Here is an 18,044-nt window from a genome sequence, read left to right on the forward strand (position 1 = left end):
CACCAGTGATTGTGGGTCGGCGACAGTTTTGTGACTCGGGGCCTGATCCTCTCACTCACGCCTCTCCCTCGATGGGAGAGACCGCGAGACTCTGCAGCTGGCTGCCGAGCCGCAGCGGTAAGGGTGGTCGCTGGGCGGAGTGCGAACAGGGCGCGGAGGCGTCAGCTTGCCCCATCACCCCCACCCAAACCCTCCCCCATCGAGGGGGAGGGCTTTTGCGTGGAGCGATCAAAACAGTCCCGGCACCTCGCGCTGTGCCGGGCTGGGTGCATCGGGCACCAGAAGCTGCCGGTCGATGGCGATCATGCCGCGCTGCGTCTGGCCCGCGATATTGCCCGCCGGGCCGCTCAGGGTGATCGCGGTGCAGCTGCGTCCGGCAAGGAAATCGAGCGCGCCGCGGATCGAGGCTTCCTGCGGATCGCCCAGGGGCCTTGTAAGGTCGTCCGCCGCCTGGCAGGTGACATCGAGCGTGCTGGCAAGGCCGTTGAAATAATCGCCCCGGCCGCGAGAGTTGACCGAGCTGAATGCGACCACGCGGATACGGTCGTCGCAGGCGCTGCGATCCAGCGCAATCTGGCCTACAGGTTTGCCGAACGTGTTCGCCCCTATCAGCGCGAGGTTGCGGCCAAGATAGGGCGCCATCGAATTGATCACCAGTTCGCTGGCAGAGGCGGTGGCGCTGGTACCGATAAAGGCTATCTTTACCGGGCTCACCGATTCTGCGCGCGGGGTGAAGAACACGTTCTCGTCGCGCGAGGATTTCGAAGCCCGATAGCGCACCCCGGAGTAGAGATCGCTGGACGTCCGGTTGCCGCCGAGCAGGTCGCCCATCAGCTCCGCCGTCGAGATGAGCCCGCCGCCATTATAGCGAAAATCGATGATGAACTCGGTGATTCCCGCCGCGCGAAAGCTGGAAAAGGCATTGCGCAGCGGCGTGTCCGCTGACGAGATGAAGGTCCGCAGGTTGATATAGCCGATCTGGCGGTTGCCGTCCTGGATGATCCGCGAGCCGTAGCGGCTCGACACCGCGGGCAGATCGAACACTGCCTTGGTCAAGCTGACCTCCCGCGAGCTGCCATTGCGGGAAATGCGCAGCACGCGGGTAAGGCCAGCGGTATTCGGGCCGAGCGCATTGGTGATCCCGGCAGAGCCTTCTGCGGCGATGATGTCGCTGACAGTGCGCAGGCTTGCGCTGCTGGTGCCGATGGCGGTGATCTCGTCGCCCCGGTCGATGCCTGCCGCAAGCCCGGGCGCGCCTTCAAAGGCCTCACTGATCAGAACGCGGCGTGCGGGGCCGTCAATGGCCAGCCGAATGCCGATCCCGGCGCTCTCGCCGCTCGCCAGAAACGCATTTTCCTCGGCGATCGAGGTGATGAAGGTGAAGAACCTGTCCTTGCCCTGCTGTCGCGCGGTGGCGGTGAGCGCATCGATATAACCCTGCACCGTGGTGAAGCTGGCAGGATTGGCGCTGGTCACCACCAGCTCTGGGAAGAGATACCACTCGTCGATCACGTCGCGGGCAAAGGCCTGGCGGCTGGCCAGCGAACAGGTTGGGCTGGGGGTCGGCGCGGGCGCGGGAGCGGGGGCGCTTGCAACCGGTGCGGGTGCGGGGCTCGATCCGCTTCCTCCGCCCCCGCCACAACCGGTGATAAGCAGCGCGGAACTGGCCAGCAGGCCTATCGAATGACGCATGGAGCCAAGAATCCGAAGCGGGAATGATGGGCCGCAGTGTAAGCAGGCAGCGGCGTTCAGGCGACAGGTTTTTGCAGCGATCGCATCTGCAACGCCGCATTTTCGGTACGGATGCGGACGAACAGGATCGCGGCGTTGAGCCCGGTCCAGACGACTGCAATCCACACATGCCCGAAGATCAGCGGGATGGTCAGAATCTCGAGCGTCACGACCCAGTAATTGGGGTGGCGCACCAAGCGATAGGGGCCGCCGGAGATGCGGGGGAAATCGGGCGCTGATATGATCCGCGTCGTCCAATATGGTCCCAATGTGGCGAGCACCCACAATCTGGCCGCCTGCAGCAGCGCAAAGGCGATCAGCAGCGGCCAGGCCATCGGGGCATCAGGTGCCGTACCGAGCCACAGCGCCGCCAGAAACGTGGCATGGATGGCCACCATTGCGGGATAATGGCCGCGTCCATGCTCCACTGCGCCGCGCGCCAGCAGCGCCTTCGTGTTTCTTTGCGCGTATACCAGCTCCAGCAGGCGCTGCGCGGTAAGAAATGCAAGTACCGCCCAGGCGGCGGGCCAGCTGGGCGTCCAGACCAGAGGCGCAAGGGCAGGGGAAGCCATCACCGGTGGATGATACCCATTGCGCCGGTAAAGCCCGGACCGAGTGCAGTCGTCAGCAGCGGGCCGCTATCGCCCCGCGCCAGAATTCGCTGCAGCACGAAATGCACGGTGGGCGAGGACATGTTGCCATGATCGGCCAGCACTGCACGCGTCGCCGCCAATCCGCCGCGCAGATGATCGAAATATGCTTCCAGCGCATCGATGACCTTGCGCCCGCCGGGATGGCAGGCAGGTTCGGCGAGCGCCGACTTGTCCAGCCCCTCGCGCGTCAGAAAACCATCGAGCACCGGCGCGAAATGCTCGCGCACGAAGCTCGGCAGGTCGCGCGACAATATGAGGCCGAGGCCCAGTTCATCGACATCCCATCCCATCATCGCGCGGCTGCCCGGCCAGGTATGCTGCGCGAAAGCCCCAAGCGCCGGGCCATCGCCTGCCGCCGAAAGCACCACCGCGCTCGCGCCATCGGCGAACAGGGTGGAGGCGATGATCGCCTTCTTGGTAAGGTCGCCGAAGCGGAAGGCGAGCGAGCACAGTTCGACCGTCAGCAGCAGCACCCGGCGGGTCGGATCGGCGCGGACCAGATCGCCCGCCACCTGCAGCCCCAGCACGCCGCCCGCACAGCCATAGCCGAAGAGCGGCACGGTCAGCGCATCGGCGCGAAAGCCCATGGGCGCGATCATCTGGCTCGCCATCGAAGGCGTGGCGATGCCGGTGGAGGAAACGCAGACGATGGCGTCGATCTGCTCCGGTTCCAGCCTTGCTTCGGCCAGCGCCTGTTCTGCAGCGCGCTCGAGGAGGCTCTGCCCCTCGGCGAGATACACGGCATTGCGCTGCGGGAAATCGGCGCGACCCAGATAGAATTCGGGCGGCTGCGCGATTGCGCGGCTTTCGACCCCGGTACTGTCGTAGATCGCCGCGATTCGCGGGCTCAGCCCCTTTTCGGTCGCCTGCCCCACAAACTCGCGGACCTGCGGCTGGCTGATCTGATGGTCGGGAACGACGGTGGCGATGGACTGGATGCGGGGAAGCATTGGCATAAGGTGGTCACAGTGCGCGGCGCTTGGCAAGCGATTCTGCCGCGCGCGGAATCGCGCTTGGCAGGCTGGGGGCAAATCTGCTTAAGCGGGGCCAAGCAAATGTTGCGTGAAGGGTGAGCGCGGGCGTCTTGCAGCCCGGCATGGCCCGGTCCACATCCGCAGCCGCACATCAGGAAAGCCGTTTCACAATGACCGAGACCATCAAGACCCGCATGCTGATCCTGGGCTCCGGCCCGGCAGGCCTTTCCGCCGCCATTTATGGCGCGCGCGCGGGCCTCAAGCCCATCGTCGTGCAGGGCCTGCAGCCGGGCGGGCAGCTCACCATCACCACCGATGTCGAGAATTATCCCGGTTTCCGCGATGTCATCCAGGGCCCGTGGCTGATGCAGGAAATGCAGGCCCAGGCCGAGCATGTCGGCACGCAGATGATCTATGACACCATCGTCTCGGTTGATCTCGCGCGCCGCCCGTTCCGCCTGACCGGCGATGGCGGCCAGGTGTACGAGGCGGAAACGCTGGTGATCGCCACCGGCGCGCAGGCCAAATGGCTCGGCGTTCCGGGCGAGCAGGAACTCGGCGGCAAGGGCGTCTCGGCCTGTGCCACGTGTGATGGCTTCTTCTATCGCGGCAAGAAGGTCGCGGTGATCGGCGGCGGCAATACCGCGGTCGAGGAAGCGCTCTACCTCACCAACCATTCGGACAATGTAACGCTGATCCACCGCCGCGATTCGCTGCGCGCGGAAAAGATCCTGCAGGAACGGCTGTTCGCCAACCCGAAGATCACCGTGCTTTGGAACAAGGGTGTCGAGCGCTTCGTCGGCGGCGGCGAGCCGCATGGCCTGGTCGGCATCGATCTGAAGGATACGGTCACCGGAGAAACCTCGCACCTCGCGGCCGATGGCGGCTTCGTCGCCATCGGCCACGCGCCCGCGACCGAATTGTTCAAGGGCCATCTCCCTCTAGACAGGGATGGCTATATCGAGGTCAAGCCCGGCACGCCGTACACCAGCATCCCCGGCGTGTTCGCGTGCGGCGACGTGATGGACAAGGTCTATCGCCAGGCGGTGACGGCGGCCGGCACAGGCTGCATGGCGGCGCTGGATGTCGAGCGGTTTCTGGCGGAAGCGGATTTCGAGGCGATTGCGGCGGAATAAGGGGGCGGGCGCGCACTCCCGGCGATGATCGTCGAGCAACTCGACGCCGCCCTTCGCGCCGGGGCAGCGTCCATCTGCCTGCTGCTCGCCTGGCTGATGCTAGCGTACCGGCGGCAGCTCGGTCAGCCATCGCTGCTGTTCGCTCCGCTCGCAATCTGTCTTGCCAGTTTCGTCCTCGGCAATACGCCGCTGTCGTTCGCTGTGCCGTTCGGGGTGCCGGGCGACATTGCCCATGGCCTGAGCGGCTTTGCCGTCATCTTCCTGTGGTGGTTCTCGCTCTCCTGCTTTGACCGCCGGTTTCGGCTGAAAGGCGGGGTGCTGTTGACGGGCATCGCCTGGGCGCTGATCGCAGCGGCGGATCGTGGGCTATTCGGGGCATGGCTTGATCAGCTCGGGCTTTCGCGCGTGCTGGTGGTGATGGGTTTTGGAATCGTCGGACACCTCGTCTGGCGGCTGCTGGCCGAGCGTCAGGACGACCTGATCCAGCGCCGCCACGAAGCGCGCGTGCTGGTCGCGGCGCTGCTCGGCGGTATGCTGTTCATCGACCTCGCCGCTGACGCCTTGTTCGGCTTCGCCTGGCGCCCGCTCGCCTTTTCGATGACGCAGAACGCGATGATCCTTGCCTTCGGACTATGGCTCGCGGGCAAGCTGCTGACCATCCGGACTGATGTGCTGACCTTTGGCGCGGGTGCCACGAATGCAAGCGCGGCCCCGCCTGCCAATACCGGTCAAAATGCAGCGCTACTTAGCCGATTGCGCGACCTGATCGAGGTGGAGCGCGTGCATCTCGACCCCGAACTCGGCTTTGCCCGGTTCGTCGAACTGATGGGCGCGCCCGAGCGCACCGTCCGGACGCTGGTCAATCAGCAGCTGGGCCATGACCATTTCCGCGCTTTCCTGAACCATTATCGGGTCATCGAGGCGTGCCGTTTGCTCGAAACGCGCGGGCACGACGATAAACTGATCGCCATCGCGCTCGACAGCGGCTTTGCCTCGCTCGCGAGCTTCAACCGTGCCTTTCGCGCGATAATGAGCTGCACTCCGAGCGACTATCGCGGCCGCGCCGCGCTTCTCGCCGAAGCTGCGCCAAATCCCGCGAAATCCGGGATCTGAGCAACGATCTGCCGTCTTTTGAGGAGCCTTGCGATCCGCCCAAGGCTAATCCCGGCACGCAATTTCAGCGAAAGGCAAAGGCGTGAACGGATTGATCGGACTGGCAGCCACCCTGACGATACTGCTCATGCTCGGTACGGCTATGGGCTTGGCGGATCGCCGGAATTTCTCGCCCCGCTGGCTGCTGATCGCCGCGCTGCTGATCGCGGTCAATGACGCCTGCCTCACGCGGTTCTACGGATGGCTGCCCGATCTGATCGGCGGGGAATGGAACTGGCAGGGCAAGCTCATGGCGCTCGCAGCCACGCTCGTTCTCGCCGGCCTGCCCGCGCTCGGCTGGCACCGGATGGGCCTGACCCTGGCGCAGACTCCCGGCAGCCTGAAGGCCGCGCTGCCCATCGCCGCCGCCTATTGCGCGTTCTTTGTTGCGATTGCGCTGGTGTTCGGCGGAGACAAGGCCGATGCGGAAGCGATCGGCTTCCAGCTGACCATGCCAGGACTCGAGGAAGAACCCTTCTATCGCGGCCTGCTGCTGTTTGCGCTCGACCAGGCGTTTCAGGGCCGCAAGCGCCTGCTCGGGGTCGACTGGGGCTGGGGCGCGCTGCTGTCCTGCTGGCTGTTCGGCATGGCGCATGCGTTCGGCTATTCCGATGGCAGCTTCTCGTTCGAGCCTGCGATCATGGCGCTTACCGCCATCCCCTCGCTGATCGCCGTATGGCTGCGCCTCCGCACGGGGAGTCTGGTGCTGCCGGTGGCGCTGCACAATTTCGGCAACGCGTTCTCGTTTCTGGTTTGAGAGGGAGAGGCGGCCTGGCCCTGGTTGCCCTCAAAAGCCCCTCTCGTTGAGCTTCGCTCGTCTGCGACCCAGGGGAGGGGTTGGGGTGGGGAGCAACGGTCGCGCTGAATGGCTGTGCCAGCGATGGCAGAGATGCAATCGCCCCCAACTCTACCCATCCCCTGAAGGGGATGGGCTTTAAGTGCGCAATTCCGCCAATATCCGCTCCTTGAGCCACGCCTTGTCGGCCGCGCTCGCGAAGCTGTGCGAGCCGCTGTTGAGGCGATGGAGCGACAGGTGCGGGTTGGCGTGCGCCTTGGCGAAGGCGTCGCTGGCCCAATGTTCGAGGAACCACATTGCGGTGCGATCGTGCTCGGCAACCAGCAGTGTAGCGGGGCGGTCGAGCGTGGCGAGCGCCTCGCCGAGGCGGGCAACCAGGCCGGTGACTTCGGTCTTGGCCGTCGCCTGTTTCAGGCCGCGGACAAGTTTCCCGATATTCACCCCGCCGCTCGCCAGCCGCCACAGTTCGCGCGGGTCCTTGAGCTTGGCGAGATAGCGGCTGCGGATCGCGCTCGCGGTTATCGTGCTCGCGGCGGCGTCTTCGTCGGCTTCGTCCACCGTGTCGCTCTCGATCGTCCACATATTGGCGAGGATCAGCGCATTGACGTCCGCCGCCGGGCCGAACAAGGCGAGCGCGCTGGCCGCATCGCAATTGCCGAACGCGAGCAGCCGGGTAAGCTGCGGGCACCGCTCGCGAAACGCGCGCGCGGCGGCGGCGATGTCCTCCGAGCTGGATTCGAACCCGGCGTTCTCGCCCGTGCTGTCGCCGATGCCGCGCCGGTCATAGCGCAGCACCGGATGACCCGCTGCCGCAACCGAGGCCGCAAGCGCCGCCATCCCGGCATGCGCGCCCGAGCGGATTTCATTGCCACCGCTGACGATCAGCAGCCCGGTGCTGCCATCCGCGCCATCGAGTGTGGCGGCGAGCGTCTCGCCCGCGCACGCAAAGGTGAAATGCTGCCTCATCAGATCACCCATCGGGCCAGATCGGCGGCGATCGACGCGGCCATCGCAGGGTCGTGCGCAGGCTCGGCGCGCAGCCAGAGCGGCGCGCCCGCGATCCGCGCTTCGGCGTCGAGCGGATCGTCGGCAAAGCGCGCGAGCCGTACCGCGCTGCCCTCGGACGGCGCGGCGGAATCGAGTTCGCGGATCATGCTGGGCGAAAGGTTGTTGCCCGCCAGTTCGATGCCTTGGTTCCGCGCCGCTTCCATGAGCGTCTCGCTGCTGCTGCTGATCCCCGCCTCGCGGTCGCTGGCAATGCGTGCGCGCAGCATTGTGCGGAGCAACTGCCCGCCCTTGACCGGCGCGAGCCGCCAGCGCGGCAGATCGCCCAGCGCGCCATCGAGCAATGCGCCGCCGCGGATCGCCGCGACATGGCTTATCGGCCCCAGCTGCTCGGCACAGGCGATCAGCGCGGCCTGCCACAGGCTGATGCTCGCACGGTCGAGCGGAACGAGGCTTTCGTTGCAGCCGGGAAGATCGGGCAGCAGGCTGGCGATGCCGTGGTCCGCCAGCGCCCGCGCGGCTTCCACCAGCAGGTGGCGCACCCGGTTGGCCTCATCGAACAGCGGTGGCAGGATCAGCAGCGCCGGACCGCCTTCAGGCCCATGGCAAAGGCACAGTTCGTCGTTGCCGTCGAACCGGTAGGCGCGGATCACGCCGAGGCCTTGGCCCGCGCGAAATCGACCAGATTGCCGAAATTCTCGAACAGCTCGCCATCGACCTCGTCATCCTCGATCAGGATGCCGAGGCGGTCCTCCATCTCGGTGAGCAGGCCGGCCACGGCCATCGAATCGAGTTCGGGCAGCGCGCCGAACAGCTCGGTATCACGGTCGAACCCGGCGACCTGATCTTCGGACAGGCCCAGAATGTCGCGCAGCACCTGACGCACCACGGTTTCGATCGCGTCGCTCGCGCCGCTGGTCTCGATCTCGCTCACATATCCCTCACTGGCTTGTGCGGCCGCTTTCGGTCCCCCCGGACCGCGTGCAGGCGGCCTTAGTCCTTTGAAAAACGGGCGGCAAGCCCCGCAACGCGGCTCTTCGCCAGATAGGGCCACGCCTTGGGCGATCTGGGCCAGATGAGTTCCAACCGATAGCGCGGGCGGATGTCCTCCATCCAGTCGCGCTTGTACGCGTCGCTTCCGGTGCCGAAATCGACGAGATCGACACCATCCACATCGATCACATGCTGGAACAGCGCATGGGTCAGCAGCGTGCCGGGCGAGGCCTGGATATGCCGTTCGTCGTGCGCCAGCTTGTGGATATAGGCGGTGCCGTTTTCCACCGTCCAGAACTGCGCGGCGACCGCCTGGCCGTCGATGCTGGCCATGCCCATGCGCAGCCGTCCGGCCTCGGATTCACGCTGAGCAAGCCAGCGCAGGAAATCGGGATTGCCTTCTTCGGGCTTCCAGCTGCGCGCATAGATGGTTTCGTAATCGGCCCAGTCCTGCGCATCGAAGCGGGTCTCGACCCGAAGATCGACCACGCCCTTGTTGCCCTTGCGCTTGACGGTGGAGCGCAACTGGCCGGGCCGATCCTGCCAGTAATCGGCAAAGCTGCGGCCCTTCAAGTGCAGCACATGGTTCTCGTCGCAGGGTTCACGGCGCACGGTCCAGCCGGTCGCAGCAAAGGCTTGCTCGATCAGGCTTGCCGATCCGCATTCATCGGGAACGGGCGACAGGAGCAGGCGGTGCGTCGTCTTGCTCAGCTTGCGTGCGACCGCGAGCATCAGCGCCTGTTTGCGCTGGTCATGCGGTGTGCCGCCAAAAACGGGTCGCCAGATGAAGCTGTACCAGTTGGCCATAGATGCAAGACCAGATCGACCGCGATCGACCAGATGCAGCTTCACGGCATCGCCCAGCTCCGCGGCATAGGCAATATGCGGCGCATGTTCGGCTAGGCAATGGCGGTGCAGTCCGTCGAACCAGAGCGCGCGGTCGAACATCCCTGAGCGGGCCGGATCGTCGAGCGCAGAAAGCCGGTGCAGAAGCGCAGCCTTCCGGTTATCATGATATTCATCATTCAACGTCATGAACCCCATGATGCCGCGTCTTCCTTATGAGCCAAATCGTTCGTGATGTCTCTCGATCCCCGTCCGCAGCCGCTTGATCATCTTGTCCTGCGCGGCGATGGGCCTGCAAGCGCGCTGATCCTGCGTGAGGGCAGCCTTAGCTACGACACGTTAAACTTGCGTATCGGATTGCTTGCCCACTGGTTAACCACGCTGGGGCTGCAGCACGGCGATCGGGTCGCGACCTGGCTGCCCAAGAACGAGACCACCTGCCTGATGCCGCTGGCCGCAGCACGCGCGGGGATGGTGCATGTGCCGATCAACCCGGTGCTCAAGCGCGCCCAAGTGGCGCATATTCTGGCGGATAGCGGCGCGAAGCTGCTGATCACGGGCCGCACCCGGCAGTCGACGTTGATCGAGGGGGACGTCCCGCACGCATGCCGGACGCTCGATGATGACGAGGCGATGGCAGCGTGGAAGGCGGGAGAAGAGGCGCTTGAGACTTCCTCTCATGATCCCAGCGATTTGGCTGCGATACTTTACACATCGGGTTCCACTGGCAAGCCCAAGGGGGTGATGCTGAGCCATGCGAATATGTGGCTTGGTGCGATCAGTGTCGCGGGCTATCTGGGGCTGGATGCCAGCGACAGGACTTTGTGCGTGCTGCCTTTGAGCTTCGACTATGGGCAGAACCAGTTGCTGTCGACCTGGGCCGCAGGCGGCACCGCAATCCCGCTCGACTATCTGATGCCGCGCGATGTGGTGAAATCGTGCGTGCGCCATGGCATCACCACACTCGCTGCCGTCCCGCCGCTCTGGACGCAACTGGTCGAGATCGAATGGCCGGATGAGGCTGCCGCGAACATGAAGCGGCTGACCAACAGCGGCGGCGCGCTCAGCCCTGCGCTGGTGAAGCAGTTGCGCGGAATTTTTCCGCAGGCGCGCATCTTCGCGATGTATGGGCTCACCGAAGCCTTCCGCTCGACCTATCTCGACCCCGATCTGATCGATGCCAACCCGACCAGCATCGGCAAGGCCATCCCCTTTGCCGAGATTATGGTGGTCAATGACGCCGGAGAGGACGCTGCACCGGGCGTGGAGGGCGAGCTGGTCCATGCAGGGCCGCTCGTCGCGCAGGGTTACTGGCAGGATGCCGAACGCACGGCGGAGCGCTACAAGCCTGCACCGGCGTTCTCGACCTATGGCGGCATGGCGGTCTGGTCCGGCGACCGGGTGCGGCGCGACGAAGAGGGGCTGCTCTATTTTGTCGGGCGGCGCGATGCGATGATCAAGTCGTCGGGCAATCGCATCAGCCCGGCAGAGATCGAGGATGCCGCCACCTCGACCGGGCTTGCGGCGGAAGCCGTGGCGCTGGGCATTCCCGATCCGCAGCTGGGCCAGGCGATCCTGCTGCTGGTGCGCCCCGCTGCCGTGCCCCGGCCAGAGCAGCTGGTCGATGATCTGCTGATCGCGATGAAGCGCGATCTGCCCGCTTTCATGCTGCCGAAGATCGTCGAACTGCGCGCAAGCTTTCCCAAGAACCCCAATGGCAAGATCGACCGGGCGCTGCTGGTCGCCGAAGTCGAGGATCGTTACAAATGAAGCCCTTGGGCCCCATTCCTCCTGGATTTTCGAGTATCGGCGGCGAGCTGGCGGTGCAGGGCATTGCGGCCAGAGAACTGGTCGAACGGGCAGGCGACACTCCGTGTTTCGTCTATTCGTCGGACATGCTGCGCGCGCGCGTCGCCTCGTTGCGCGCGGCGATGCCCGATCGGCTGGCGATCCATTATGCGATGAAGGCCAACCCCTTCGCCCCGGTGCTGAAGCTGATGGCCTCTCTGGTCGATGGCATCGATATCGCTTCGGCGGGCGAACTGGCGCTGGCGCAAGCGGCGGGCATGGATGCAAGCAAGATCAGCTTTGCAGGACCCGGCAAGCGCGACCGCGATCTGGAAGCGGCCATTGCCGCAGGCGTCACGCTCAACCTCGAATCCGAAGGCGAATGCGAACGCGCGCTGGCGATCGGCCAGCGTATCGGCGTGCAGCCGCGACTGGCGGTCCGGGTCAACCCCGAGTTCGACCTGCGCGGATCGGGGATGCGCATGGGCGGGGGCGCCAAGCCTTTTGGTATCGATCAGGCGCGGGTGCCTGCACTGGTTCGCCACATTCTGGCCGAAGGGGCGCACTGGCGCGGCTTCCATATCTTTGCCGGGTCGCAGGCGCTCGATGCCGATGCCATCATCGACACCCAGGGCAAGACGCTCGATCTCGCGGCGCAGCTCGCCGACGAGGCAGGGGCGGTGCCTGAGCATCTGAACCTCGGCGGCGGCATGGGCATTCCCTATTTTCCGGGCGACACGCCGGTCGATATCGCCAGGGTCGGCGCGGCGCTGGGCGAGCGGTTCGCGGCCTTGCCCGACACGCTCAGGGACACGCATTTCGCGATGGAACTGGGCCGTTGGCTGGTGGGCGAGGCAGGCGTATATCTGACCCGGATCGTCGACCGGAAGACCAGCCATGGCGAGCTGTATCTGGTCACCGATGGCGGACTGCACCACCAGCTCGCAGCCAGCGGCAATTTCGGCACCGTGGTACGGCGCAACTATCCGGTCGCGATCGCCAGCCACTTTGATGCCGATCCGTCGGAAGAGGCGAACGTCGTCGGTTGCCTGTGCACCCCGCTCGACCGGCTCGCCGACAAGGCGCACCTGCCCGAAGCTCAGGTCGGCGATCTGGTCGCGGTGTTCTGCGCCGGGGCCTATGGCGCCACCGCCAGCCCGGCCGATTTCCTCGGCCATGGCAAGGCGGCGGAAATCCTGGTCTAGATCAGGCGAGGGCGCGCGCTGCGGCGGCGTTGCGCTGGATCGCGGCGGTGTCGAGCGGCCCTGCCGGGATCATCCAGCTGCCGCCGACGCACAGCACCGGATCGATCGCCAGCCAGTTGCCTGCGGTCTCCAGCGTCACGCCGCCGGTGGGGCAGAACTTGCACTGGCCAAAGGGTGCAGCAAGCGACTTGAGCGCCGGAATACCGCCTGCTGCCATTGCGGGGAAGAACTTGAAATGGGTCAGGCCCAGATCGAGCCCGCGCATGATGTCGCCCGCATTGGCAATGCCGGGCAGGAAAGGAATGCCGCTCTCGATCGCCGCCTTGCCCAGATTATCGGTCAGGCCCGGTGAAACGATGAATTCGGAGCCGGCCTTCAGCGCATCGTCGAGCGTCTTCGGGTCGATCACCGTGCCTGCGCCGACGATGGCGCCCTCGACCTGCTTCATCGCGGCAATGGCTTCGAGCGCCGCCGGGGTGCGCAGCGTCACCTCCAGTACCTTGAGGCCGCCTGCGACAAGCGCCTCGGCCATCGGCACCGCATCGGCGACATCATTGATGACGATCACCGGGATGACCGGTGCGGTCAGCATAATGGTTTCGATCGCGGCGGTGGTCATGCGCAATACTCCTGGGCAAAGGCGGCAGCGGCCCCGAAAAGGCCGGGCTGGGGATGATCGATCAGCTTGACGGGGATCGTCTCCATCAGCTGCTGGAACCGGCCCTTGGCGACAAAGCGCTCCTCGAACCCGGACTGCGGCAGACGGTCGGCAATCCGCTGACCAAGGCCGCCGGCGATTACCACTGCATTTGCGCCTTGCGCCAGTGCAAAATCGCCGGCCGCTGCTCCCAGGCTGAGGCAGAAGCGATCGAACGCGGCAGCGGCCAGGCTGTCCTCACCCGAAAGCGCCAGTTGCCAGAGCTGCTTGTCTTCCATGCTGACGACCGCGCGTCCCTCGATGCTCGCCAGGGTCTCGTAGATCGCGGCCAGGCCGGGGCCGGAACACACGCGCTCGACCGAGACGCGGCGGTGCTGGCGGCGCAGGCGCGCCAGAATCGCATCCTCGATCGAATCGAGCGGGGAATAGTCGATATGCCCACCCTCGGTCTCAATGGCGCGATAGCCGTCGGATCCCCGCACGACATAGGCGACACCCAGGCCCGTTCCGGGGCCGATCACGGTGATGACGCCCTTGTCCGGCAGATCGCCGTCAGGGCCGCACAGGTGCGAATAATGGTCCGCGCCGCAATGCTGCACGGCATGCGCCACCGCGCCGAAATCGTTAATCAGGATGAAGTCGTCGACATTGAGCTTCTCGCGCACCAGGGCCGGACGGATGACCCATGGGTTGTTGGTCATCTTCAGCACCTCGCCCCGGATCGGGGTGGCAAGCGCAATGGCAGCAGCGCGGGGCAGGGGTTCGCCGATCGTCTGGCCGAACGCCTCCCAGGCGGTCTGCAGGCTGGCATATTCGGCGCATTTGAGCGTGACCGGTTCGGCCAGATGGGTGACACGGCCATTCTCGATTGTCGCGAGCGCAAAGCGCGCATGGGTTCCGCCAATGTCGGCTGTGACGATCTGCATGTTCAACCTTCTGATGGTGTTTCGCGCAATTCTCTATCGTCACCCCCGCGCAGGGGGGGGGCCCGCTTCTGCGTCGTCGGTTTGATAAAAGCGGGATTCCCGCGTTCGCGGGAATGACGAAGAAAACAAGGAGATCACAACCCCGCCATCGCCAGCATCGCGCTCGCGCCTGCCTCCGCATTGTCGCTGCTCGCCCGCATCAGGGCGAACAGCTCGCGCCCGGTGCCCATCGGCTGCGCGGGCTGGCTCGCGGTCGGGCGGCTCTCCCAGTCCGCGCAGTCCGTCACAACGCTGATCGTGCCCGCGACCGCATCGAGCCGCACGACATCGCCATCCTTGATCCGCGCCAGCGGTCCGCCGTCACAGGCCTCGGGCCACAGATGGATCGCCGCCGGCACCTTGCCAGAGGCGCCCGACATGCGGCCATCCGTCACCAGCGCGACCTTGAACCCGCGGTCCTGCAAGACGCCGAGCGAGGGCGTCAGCTTGTGCAGTTCAGGCATGCCATTGGCTCGCGGTCCCTGAAAGCGCACGACGACCACGACGTCGCGGTCGAGCTCGCCCGCCTTGAACGCGACCAGCACCTGGTCCTGGTCGTCGAACACACGCGCGGGAGCCTCGATGATCCAGCGCGAAGGATCGACCGCGCTGGTCTTGACGATGCCGCGCCCCAGATTGCCTTCCACCAGACGCATGCCGCCATCAGGCTGGAAGGCCTCGGCCACCGGACGCAGCATCGCCTCGTCGCGCGTACGTTCGGGCGAGGGGACAAAGCCGAGAGCATCAGCCTCGTCCAGTACCGGCTCGACCGCATAATCGAGCAGCGACTGGCCCGAGACGGTCAGGATGTCGGTATGGAGCAGCCCCGCACCGGCCAGTTCGCGGATGACGAAGCCGATGCCACCGGCGGCATGGAAATGGTTCACATCGCCCGATCCGTTGGGATAGACGCGTGCGAGCAGCGGGATGATCGCCGAGAGCTCGCTCAGATCCTGCCAGTCAATATGGATGCCCGCCGCGCGTGCCATCGCGGGCAGGTGGATCGCATGGTTGGTCGAACCACCGGTGGCAAGCAGGCCGATGCACGCGTTGATGATCGCCTTTTCGTCGACGCAATGGCCGAACGGACGGTAATCCTCGCCATCCCAGCCGATCTGGGTGACGCGGTGCGTCGCGGCGCGGGTCAGTTCCTGACGCAGCTTGGTGCCGGGGTTGATGAAGGCGGAAGCCGGAACGTGCAGCCCCATCATCTCCATCATCATCTGGTTCGAATTGGCGGTGCCGTAGAAGGTGCAGGTGCCGGCCCCGTGATAGCTTGCTGCCTCGGCTTCGAGCAGCTCCTCGCGCCCGACCTTGCCTTCAGCATAGAGCTGGCGGACGCGCTGCTTCTCCTTGTTGGCAAGGCCCGAAGGCATGGGGCCAGCGGGCACGAAGATCGTCGGAATATGGCCGAAACGCGCGGCGGCGATGAACTGGCCGGGGACGATCTTGTCGCAGATACCCAGCACCAGCGCGCCTTCGAACATGCCATGGCTCATCGCGACGGCGCTCGACAGCGCGATCGTGTCACGGCTGAACAGCGACAGTTCCATGCCAAGCTGGCCCTGAGTCACGCCGTCGCACATCGCCGGAACACCGCCTGCGACCTGCGCGGTCGCGCCGACCTCGCGCGCGAAGATCTTGATCTGCTCGGGATACCGGCCATAGGGCTGATGCGCCGAGAGCATGTCGTTATAGGCGGTGACGATGCCGATGTTCATCGCCTTGCCTGAGCGGATCGCGGCCTTGTCCTCTCCCGATGCGGCAAAGCCGTGCGCCAGGTTGCCGCAGGACAGGGTGGGGCGGTGCACGCCCTTGTCGCGTTCGCGCGCGATGAAATCGAGATAGGCCTGACGGCCGGGACGCGAGCGTTCAATGATCCGCTGCGTGATCCGTTCGAGCTCGGGATGAAGGCTGGTCATGTTTCGCTCCAGAAGATGGTGACCGGTGCGTGCGCGGCCTTCAGCAGCCGCGCGATCGGCAGGTCGTTGGCCCCGGACAGGGCATCGCCCAGCACCTTGCGCTTTTCCGTGCCCTTGAGCACCAGCATGATATGGCGCGCGCGCACCAGCGCGGAAAGGGTCAGTGAAAGACGGTCGAACGGCGCTTCGGGCGGCAGCGGATCCGGCGTCAGCCGCACCACCTCCAGCGCGCCATCGGCATGCGGATCGGTATTGGGGAAGAGCGAGGCGATATGCCCGTCCGCGCCCATGCCCAGCCAGACCAGATCGAATGGTGGGGGCGTGACGCCCTGTTCCAGCGGGATGAGCGCCGCGCCTGTGGCGGCGAGCGAGCGTTCGAGCAGGCCGAAATTGCTTGCGGGGTGATCGGTCGGCACGCAGCGGTCGTCGGTCAGCCAGACAGCGACATCGGCCCAGGCGAGATCGCTGCGCTCGGCCAGCGCGGCGAGGATCGGCCCCGGTGTGCTGCCGCCGGGCACTGCAACCGCGCGCGGCTTGTCCCCTGCCAGCATGCCCGCGACGAAATCGGTGATCGCTTCGATCGAGGCATCTGGGGCATAGTTCGCCCCGGCGGCGGCGATCGGAGCGTCAGTCATTCCAGCTCACCCCGTCGCGCTCGGTCAGCGCAATCGCGGCGCTCGGCCCCCAGCTGCCCGAACCATAGGATTTGGGCTCGATGGCATGATCAGCCCAGGTCTTGCGGATGGCGTCGATCCAGCGCCACTGCGCCTCCACCTCGTCGCGGCGCACGAACAGGGTCGGTTCGCCATCGACCAGATCGAGCAGCAGGCGCTCATAGGCGATGCGGCGCTGTGCCTTGGAAAAGGCGGCGGTGAGCGACAGGTCGAGCGGCACCTCGCGCAGGATCAGCCCGCCGCGATCGAGCCCCGGTTCCTTGGCCATGACGAGCAGTCGGACATATTCCTCGGGCTGCAGCCGGATGACGAGGCGATTGGCGGACAACCTGCCGCCGCGCTGCGCGAAGATATTGTGCGGCACCTGCTTGAACTGGATCACGATCTCGCTGCGCCGTTCGGCGAGGCGCTTGCCGGTCCGCAGATAGAAGGGCACGCCCTGCCAGCGCCAGTTGTCGACATGCGCCTTGATCGCGACAAAGGTTTCGGTGTCGGAGGGCTTGCCGAGATCGTCGGCATAGCTGCTCACCGAATTGCCGCCCACCGCGCCCGCGCCATATTGGCCGCGTACGACTTCGTTGGGAGACACGGGGCGCAGCGAGCGCAGCACCTTGACCTTTTCGTCGCGGATCGAGGTCGCGTCGAACTCGGCAGGTGGCTCCATCGCGGTCAGCGCGACCAGCTGCAGGATATGGTTCTGTACCATGTCGCGCAGCGCGCCGGTATCGTCGTAGAAGCCGTGGCGACCCTCCAGGCCCACGGTCTCGGACACGGTGATCTGGATATGCTCGATGCCATTGGCGTTCCAAAGCGGCTCGAACATCATGTTGGCAAAGCGCAGCGCCATCAGGTTCTGCACCGTCTCCTTGCCGAGATAATGGTCGATGCGGAAGGTGCGATCCTCAGGAAAGGCATGCGCCACGGCATCGTTGATCGCGCAGGACGAGGCGAGGTCGTTGCCCAGCGGCTTTTCAAGCCCGATGCGCACCATCTCGCCTGCAAGGCCGGCCGATTTCAGGCCCTGGATGGTGGGCGTGAACAGGAAAGGCGCGGTCGACAGGAAGATCGACATGCCGCCCGAGATATCGCCCAGCCGCTCTGCGAGCGCGGCAAAGCCCTCGATCTTCGACGCGTCGAGAGGTTGGTAGCTCAACTGCTTGAGGAAGCTCGCGATCTTTTCGTCATCCTTGCGCGCTTCGGGCAGGAAGTGCGCCAGTGCTTCGCCCGCCATCGCACGGAATGCCTCGTCGTCCAGCTCGCTGCGGGCGGTGCCCATGATGCGTAGGTCGGCTGCGATCAGCCCGTCGCAATGCAGGGCATAAAGCGAAGGGAGCAGCATGCGCTTGGACAGATCACCCGTCGCACCGAAGAGAAGGAGCGTCCGGGATTGCGCATTCGCCATGTTTGAATCCTATCCTTTTCGTGACCGCAATCGCAGCGGGTCATCTGTTAGGGTCGGGTCGCGCTGGTGTCCACCGGTCAAACCCGATGTATAGCTATGCATTGATTTGCAATCGATTGCAATCATCGACCTGTTGTCACGAAC

17 protein-coding genes are annotated in these 18,044 nt (G+C 65.4%); 5 read left to right on the top strand and 12 right to left on the bottom strand.

What is annotated here, in order from left to right; genetic code table 11:
* Positions 1-228: 228 nt before the first annotated feature.
* Genes C7451_RS01975 through C7451_RS01985 form a run of 3 tightly spaced genes read right to left on the bottom strand, consistent with a single transcriptional unit; the run spans position 229 to position 3,340 of the window.
* On the bottom strand, positions 229-1,692 hold the full coding sequence (locus tag C7451_RS01975) for a S41 family peptidase (protein ID WP_110297277.1): 1,464 nt from the start codon (positions 1,690-1,692) through the stop codon (positions 229-231).
* A 56-nt stretch (positions 1,693-1,748) separates the two neighbouring features.
* Entirely contained in the window at positions 1,749-2,303 is a 555-nt protein-coding gene (locus C7451_RS01980; protein WP_110297278.1) for an isoprenylcysteine carboxyl methyltransferase family protein, read from the bottom strand.
* A complete protein-coding gene (locus C7451_RS01985) occupies positions 2,303-3,340 on the bottom strand; it encodes a type III polyketide synthase (RefSeq protein ID WP_110297279.1) in 1,038 nt (345 codons plus the stop codon). The genes C7451_RS01980 and C7451_RS01985 overlap by 1 nt, the downstream gene beginning before the upstream one ends.
* A 188-nt stretch (positions 3,341-3,528) precedes the next feature.
* Here C7451_RS01985 and trxB point away from each other — a divergent pair, with 188 nt between their 5' ends.
* The 3 genes from trxB to C7451_RS02000 all read left to right on the top strand — a co-directional run bounded on the left by trxB (position 3,529) and on the right by C7451_RS02000 (position 6,403).
* Positions 3,529-4,494: a thioredoxin-disulfide reductase gene (gene trxB / locus C7451_RS01990; RefSeq protein WP_110297280.1), complete on the top strand. Its 966-nt coding sequence runs from the start codon at positions 3,529-3,531 to the stop codon at positions 4,492-4,494.
* A 24-nt stretch (positions 4,495-4,518) separates the two neighbouring features.
* On the top strand, positions 4,519-5,607 hold the full coding sequence (locus tag C7451_RS01995; protein ID WP_244181486.1) for an AraC family transcriptional regulator: 1,089 nt from the start codon (positions 4,519-4,521) through the stop codon (positions 5,605-5,607).
* 82 nt (positions 5,608-5,689) lie between these two features.
* The gene (locus C7451_RS02000; protein ID WP_110297281.1) at positions 5,690-6,403 is read left to right on the top strand and encodes a CPBP family intramembrane glutamic endopeptidase, BDIM_20840 family; all 714 of its coding nucleotides are present in this window, start codon (positions 5,690-5,692) and stop codon (positions 6,401-6,403) included.
* A gap of 177 nt (positions 6,404-6,580) precedes the next feature.
* Here C7451_RS02000 and C7451_RS02005 read toward each other — a convergent pair whose 3' ends face one another.
* From C7451_RS02005 to C7451_RS02020, 4 genes are read right to left on the bottom strand one after another with little or no spacing between them, the layout of a single operon-like run.
* Entirely contained in the window at positions 6,581-7,408 is an 828-nt protein-coding gene (locus C7451_RS02005) for a hydrolase 1, exosortase A system-associated (RefSeq protein ID WP_110297430.1), read from the bottom strand.
* The gene (locus tag C7451_RS02010) at positions 7,408-8,100 is read right to left on the bottom strand and encodes an alpha/beta hydrolase family protein (protein WP_110297282.1); all 693 of its coding nucleotides are present in this window, start codon (positions 8,098-8,100) and stop codon (positions 7,408-7,410) included. Before C7451_RS02010 ends, C7451_RS02005 begins: the two co-directional genes overlap by 1 nt.
* Entirely contained in the window at positions 8,097-8,381 is a 285-nt protein-coding gene (locus tag C7451_RS02015) for an acyl carrier protein (RefSeq protein WP_110297283.1), read from the bottom strand. Before C7451_RS02015 ends, C7451_RS02010 begins: the two co-directional genes overlap by 4 nt.
* Before the next feature lie 59 nt (positions 8,382-8,440).
* Entirely contained in the window at positions 8,441-9,475 is a 1,035-nt protein-coding gene (locus tag C7451_RS02020) for a GNAT family N-acetyltransferase (RefSeq protein ID WP_167398395.1), read from the bottom strand.
* 45 nt (positions 9,476-9,520) lie between these two features.
* Here C7451_RS02020 and C7451_RS02025 point away from each other — a divergent pair, with 45 nt between their 5' ends.
* Both C7451_RS02025 and C7451_RS02030 read left to right on the top strand, forming a co-directional pair.
* Positions 9,521-11,056, top strand: a complete 1,536-nt coding sequence (locus C7451_RS02025) for an acyl-CoA ligase (AMP-forming), exosortase A system-associated (protein WP_110297285.1) — start codon at positions 9,521-9,523, stop codon at positions 11,054-11,056.
* Positions 11,053-12,279 carry a pyridoxal-dependent decarboxylase, exosortase A system-associated gene (locus C7451_RS02030; RefSeq protein ID WP_110297286.1) on the top strand — a complete coding sequence of 409 codons (1,227 nt, stop codon included), beginning with the start codon at positions 11,053-11,055 and terminating at the stop codon, positions 12,277-12,279. Before C7451_RS02025 ends, C7451_RS02030 begins: the two co-directional genes overlap by 4 nt.
* Position 12,280: 1 nt before the next feature.
* On the opposite strand, the gene eda is transcribed toward C7451_RS02030, so the two are convergent.
* The 5 genes from eda to zwf all read right to left on the bottom strand — a co-directional run bounded on the left by eda (position 12,281) and on the right by zwf (position 17,900).
* On the bottom strand, positions 12,281-12,898 hold the full coding sequence (gene eda, locus C7451_RS02035) for a bifunctional 4-hydroxy-2-oxoglutarate aldolase/2-dehydro-3-deoxy-phosphogluconate aldolase (protein ID WP_110297287.1): 618 nt from the start codon (positions 12,896-12,898) through the stop codon (positions 12,281-12,283).
* Positions 12,895-13,863, bottom strand: a complete 969-nt coding sequence (glk, locus tag C7451_RS02040) for a glucokinase (protein ID WP_110297288.1) — start codon at positions 13,861-13,863, stop codon at positions 12,895-12,897. Before glk ends, eda begins: the two co-directional genes overlap by 4 nt.
* Positions 13,864-13,997: 134 nt before the next feature.
* The gene (gene edd / locus C7451_RS02045; RefSeq protein ID WP_110297289.1) at positions 13,998-15,824 is read right to left on the bottom strand and encodes a phosphogluconate dehydratase; all 1,827 of its coding nucleotides are present in this window, start codon (positions 15,822-15,824) and stop codon (positions 13,998-14,000) included.
* A complete protein-coding gene (locus C7451_RS02050) occupies positions 15,821-16,459 on the bottom strand; it encodes a 6-phosphogluconolactonase (protein WP_110297290.1) in 639 nt (212 codons plus the stop codon). Before C7451_RS02050 ends, edd begins: the two co-directional genes overlap by 4 nt.
* Entirely contained in the window at positions 16,452-17,900 is a 1,449-nt protein-coding gene (zwf, locus tag C7451_RS02055; protein ID WP_110297291.1) for a glucose-6-phosphate dehydrogenase, read from the bottom strand. The genes C7451_RS02050 and zwf overlap by 8 nt, the downstream gene beginning before the upstream one ends.
* Positions 17,901-18,044: the final 144 nt, after the last annotated feature.

Origin of the sequence: Blastomonas natatoria (assembly GCF_003201955.1) — a bacterium.
GTDB lineage: Bacteria > Pseudomonadota > Alphaproteobacteria > Sphingomonadales > Sphingomonadaceae > Blastomonas > Blastomonas natatoria.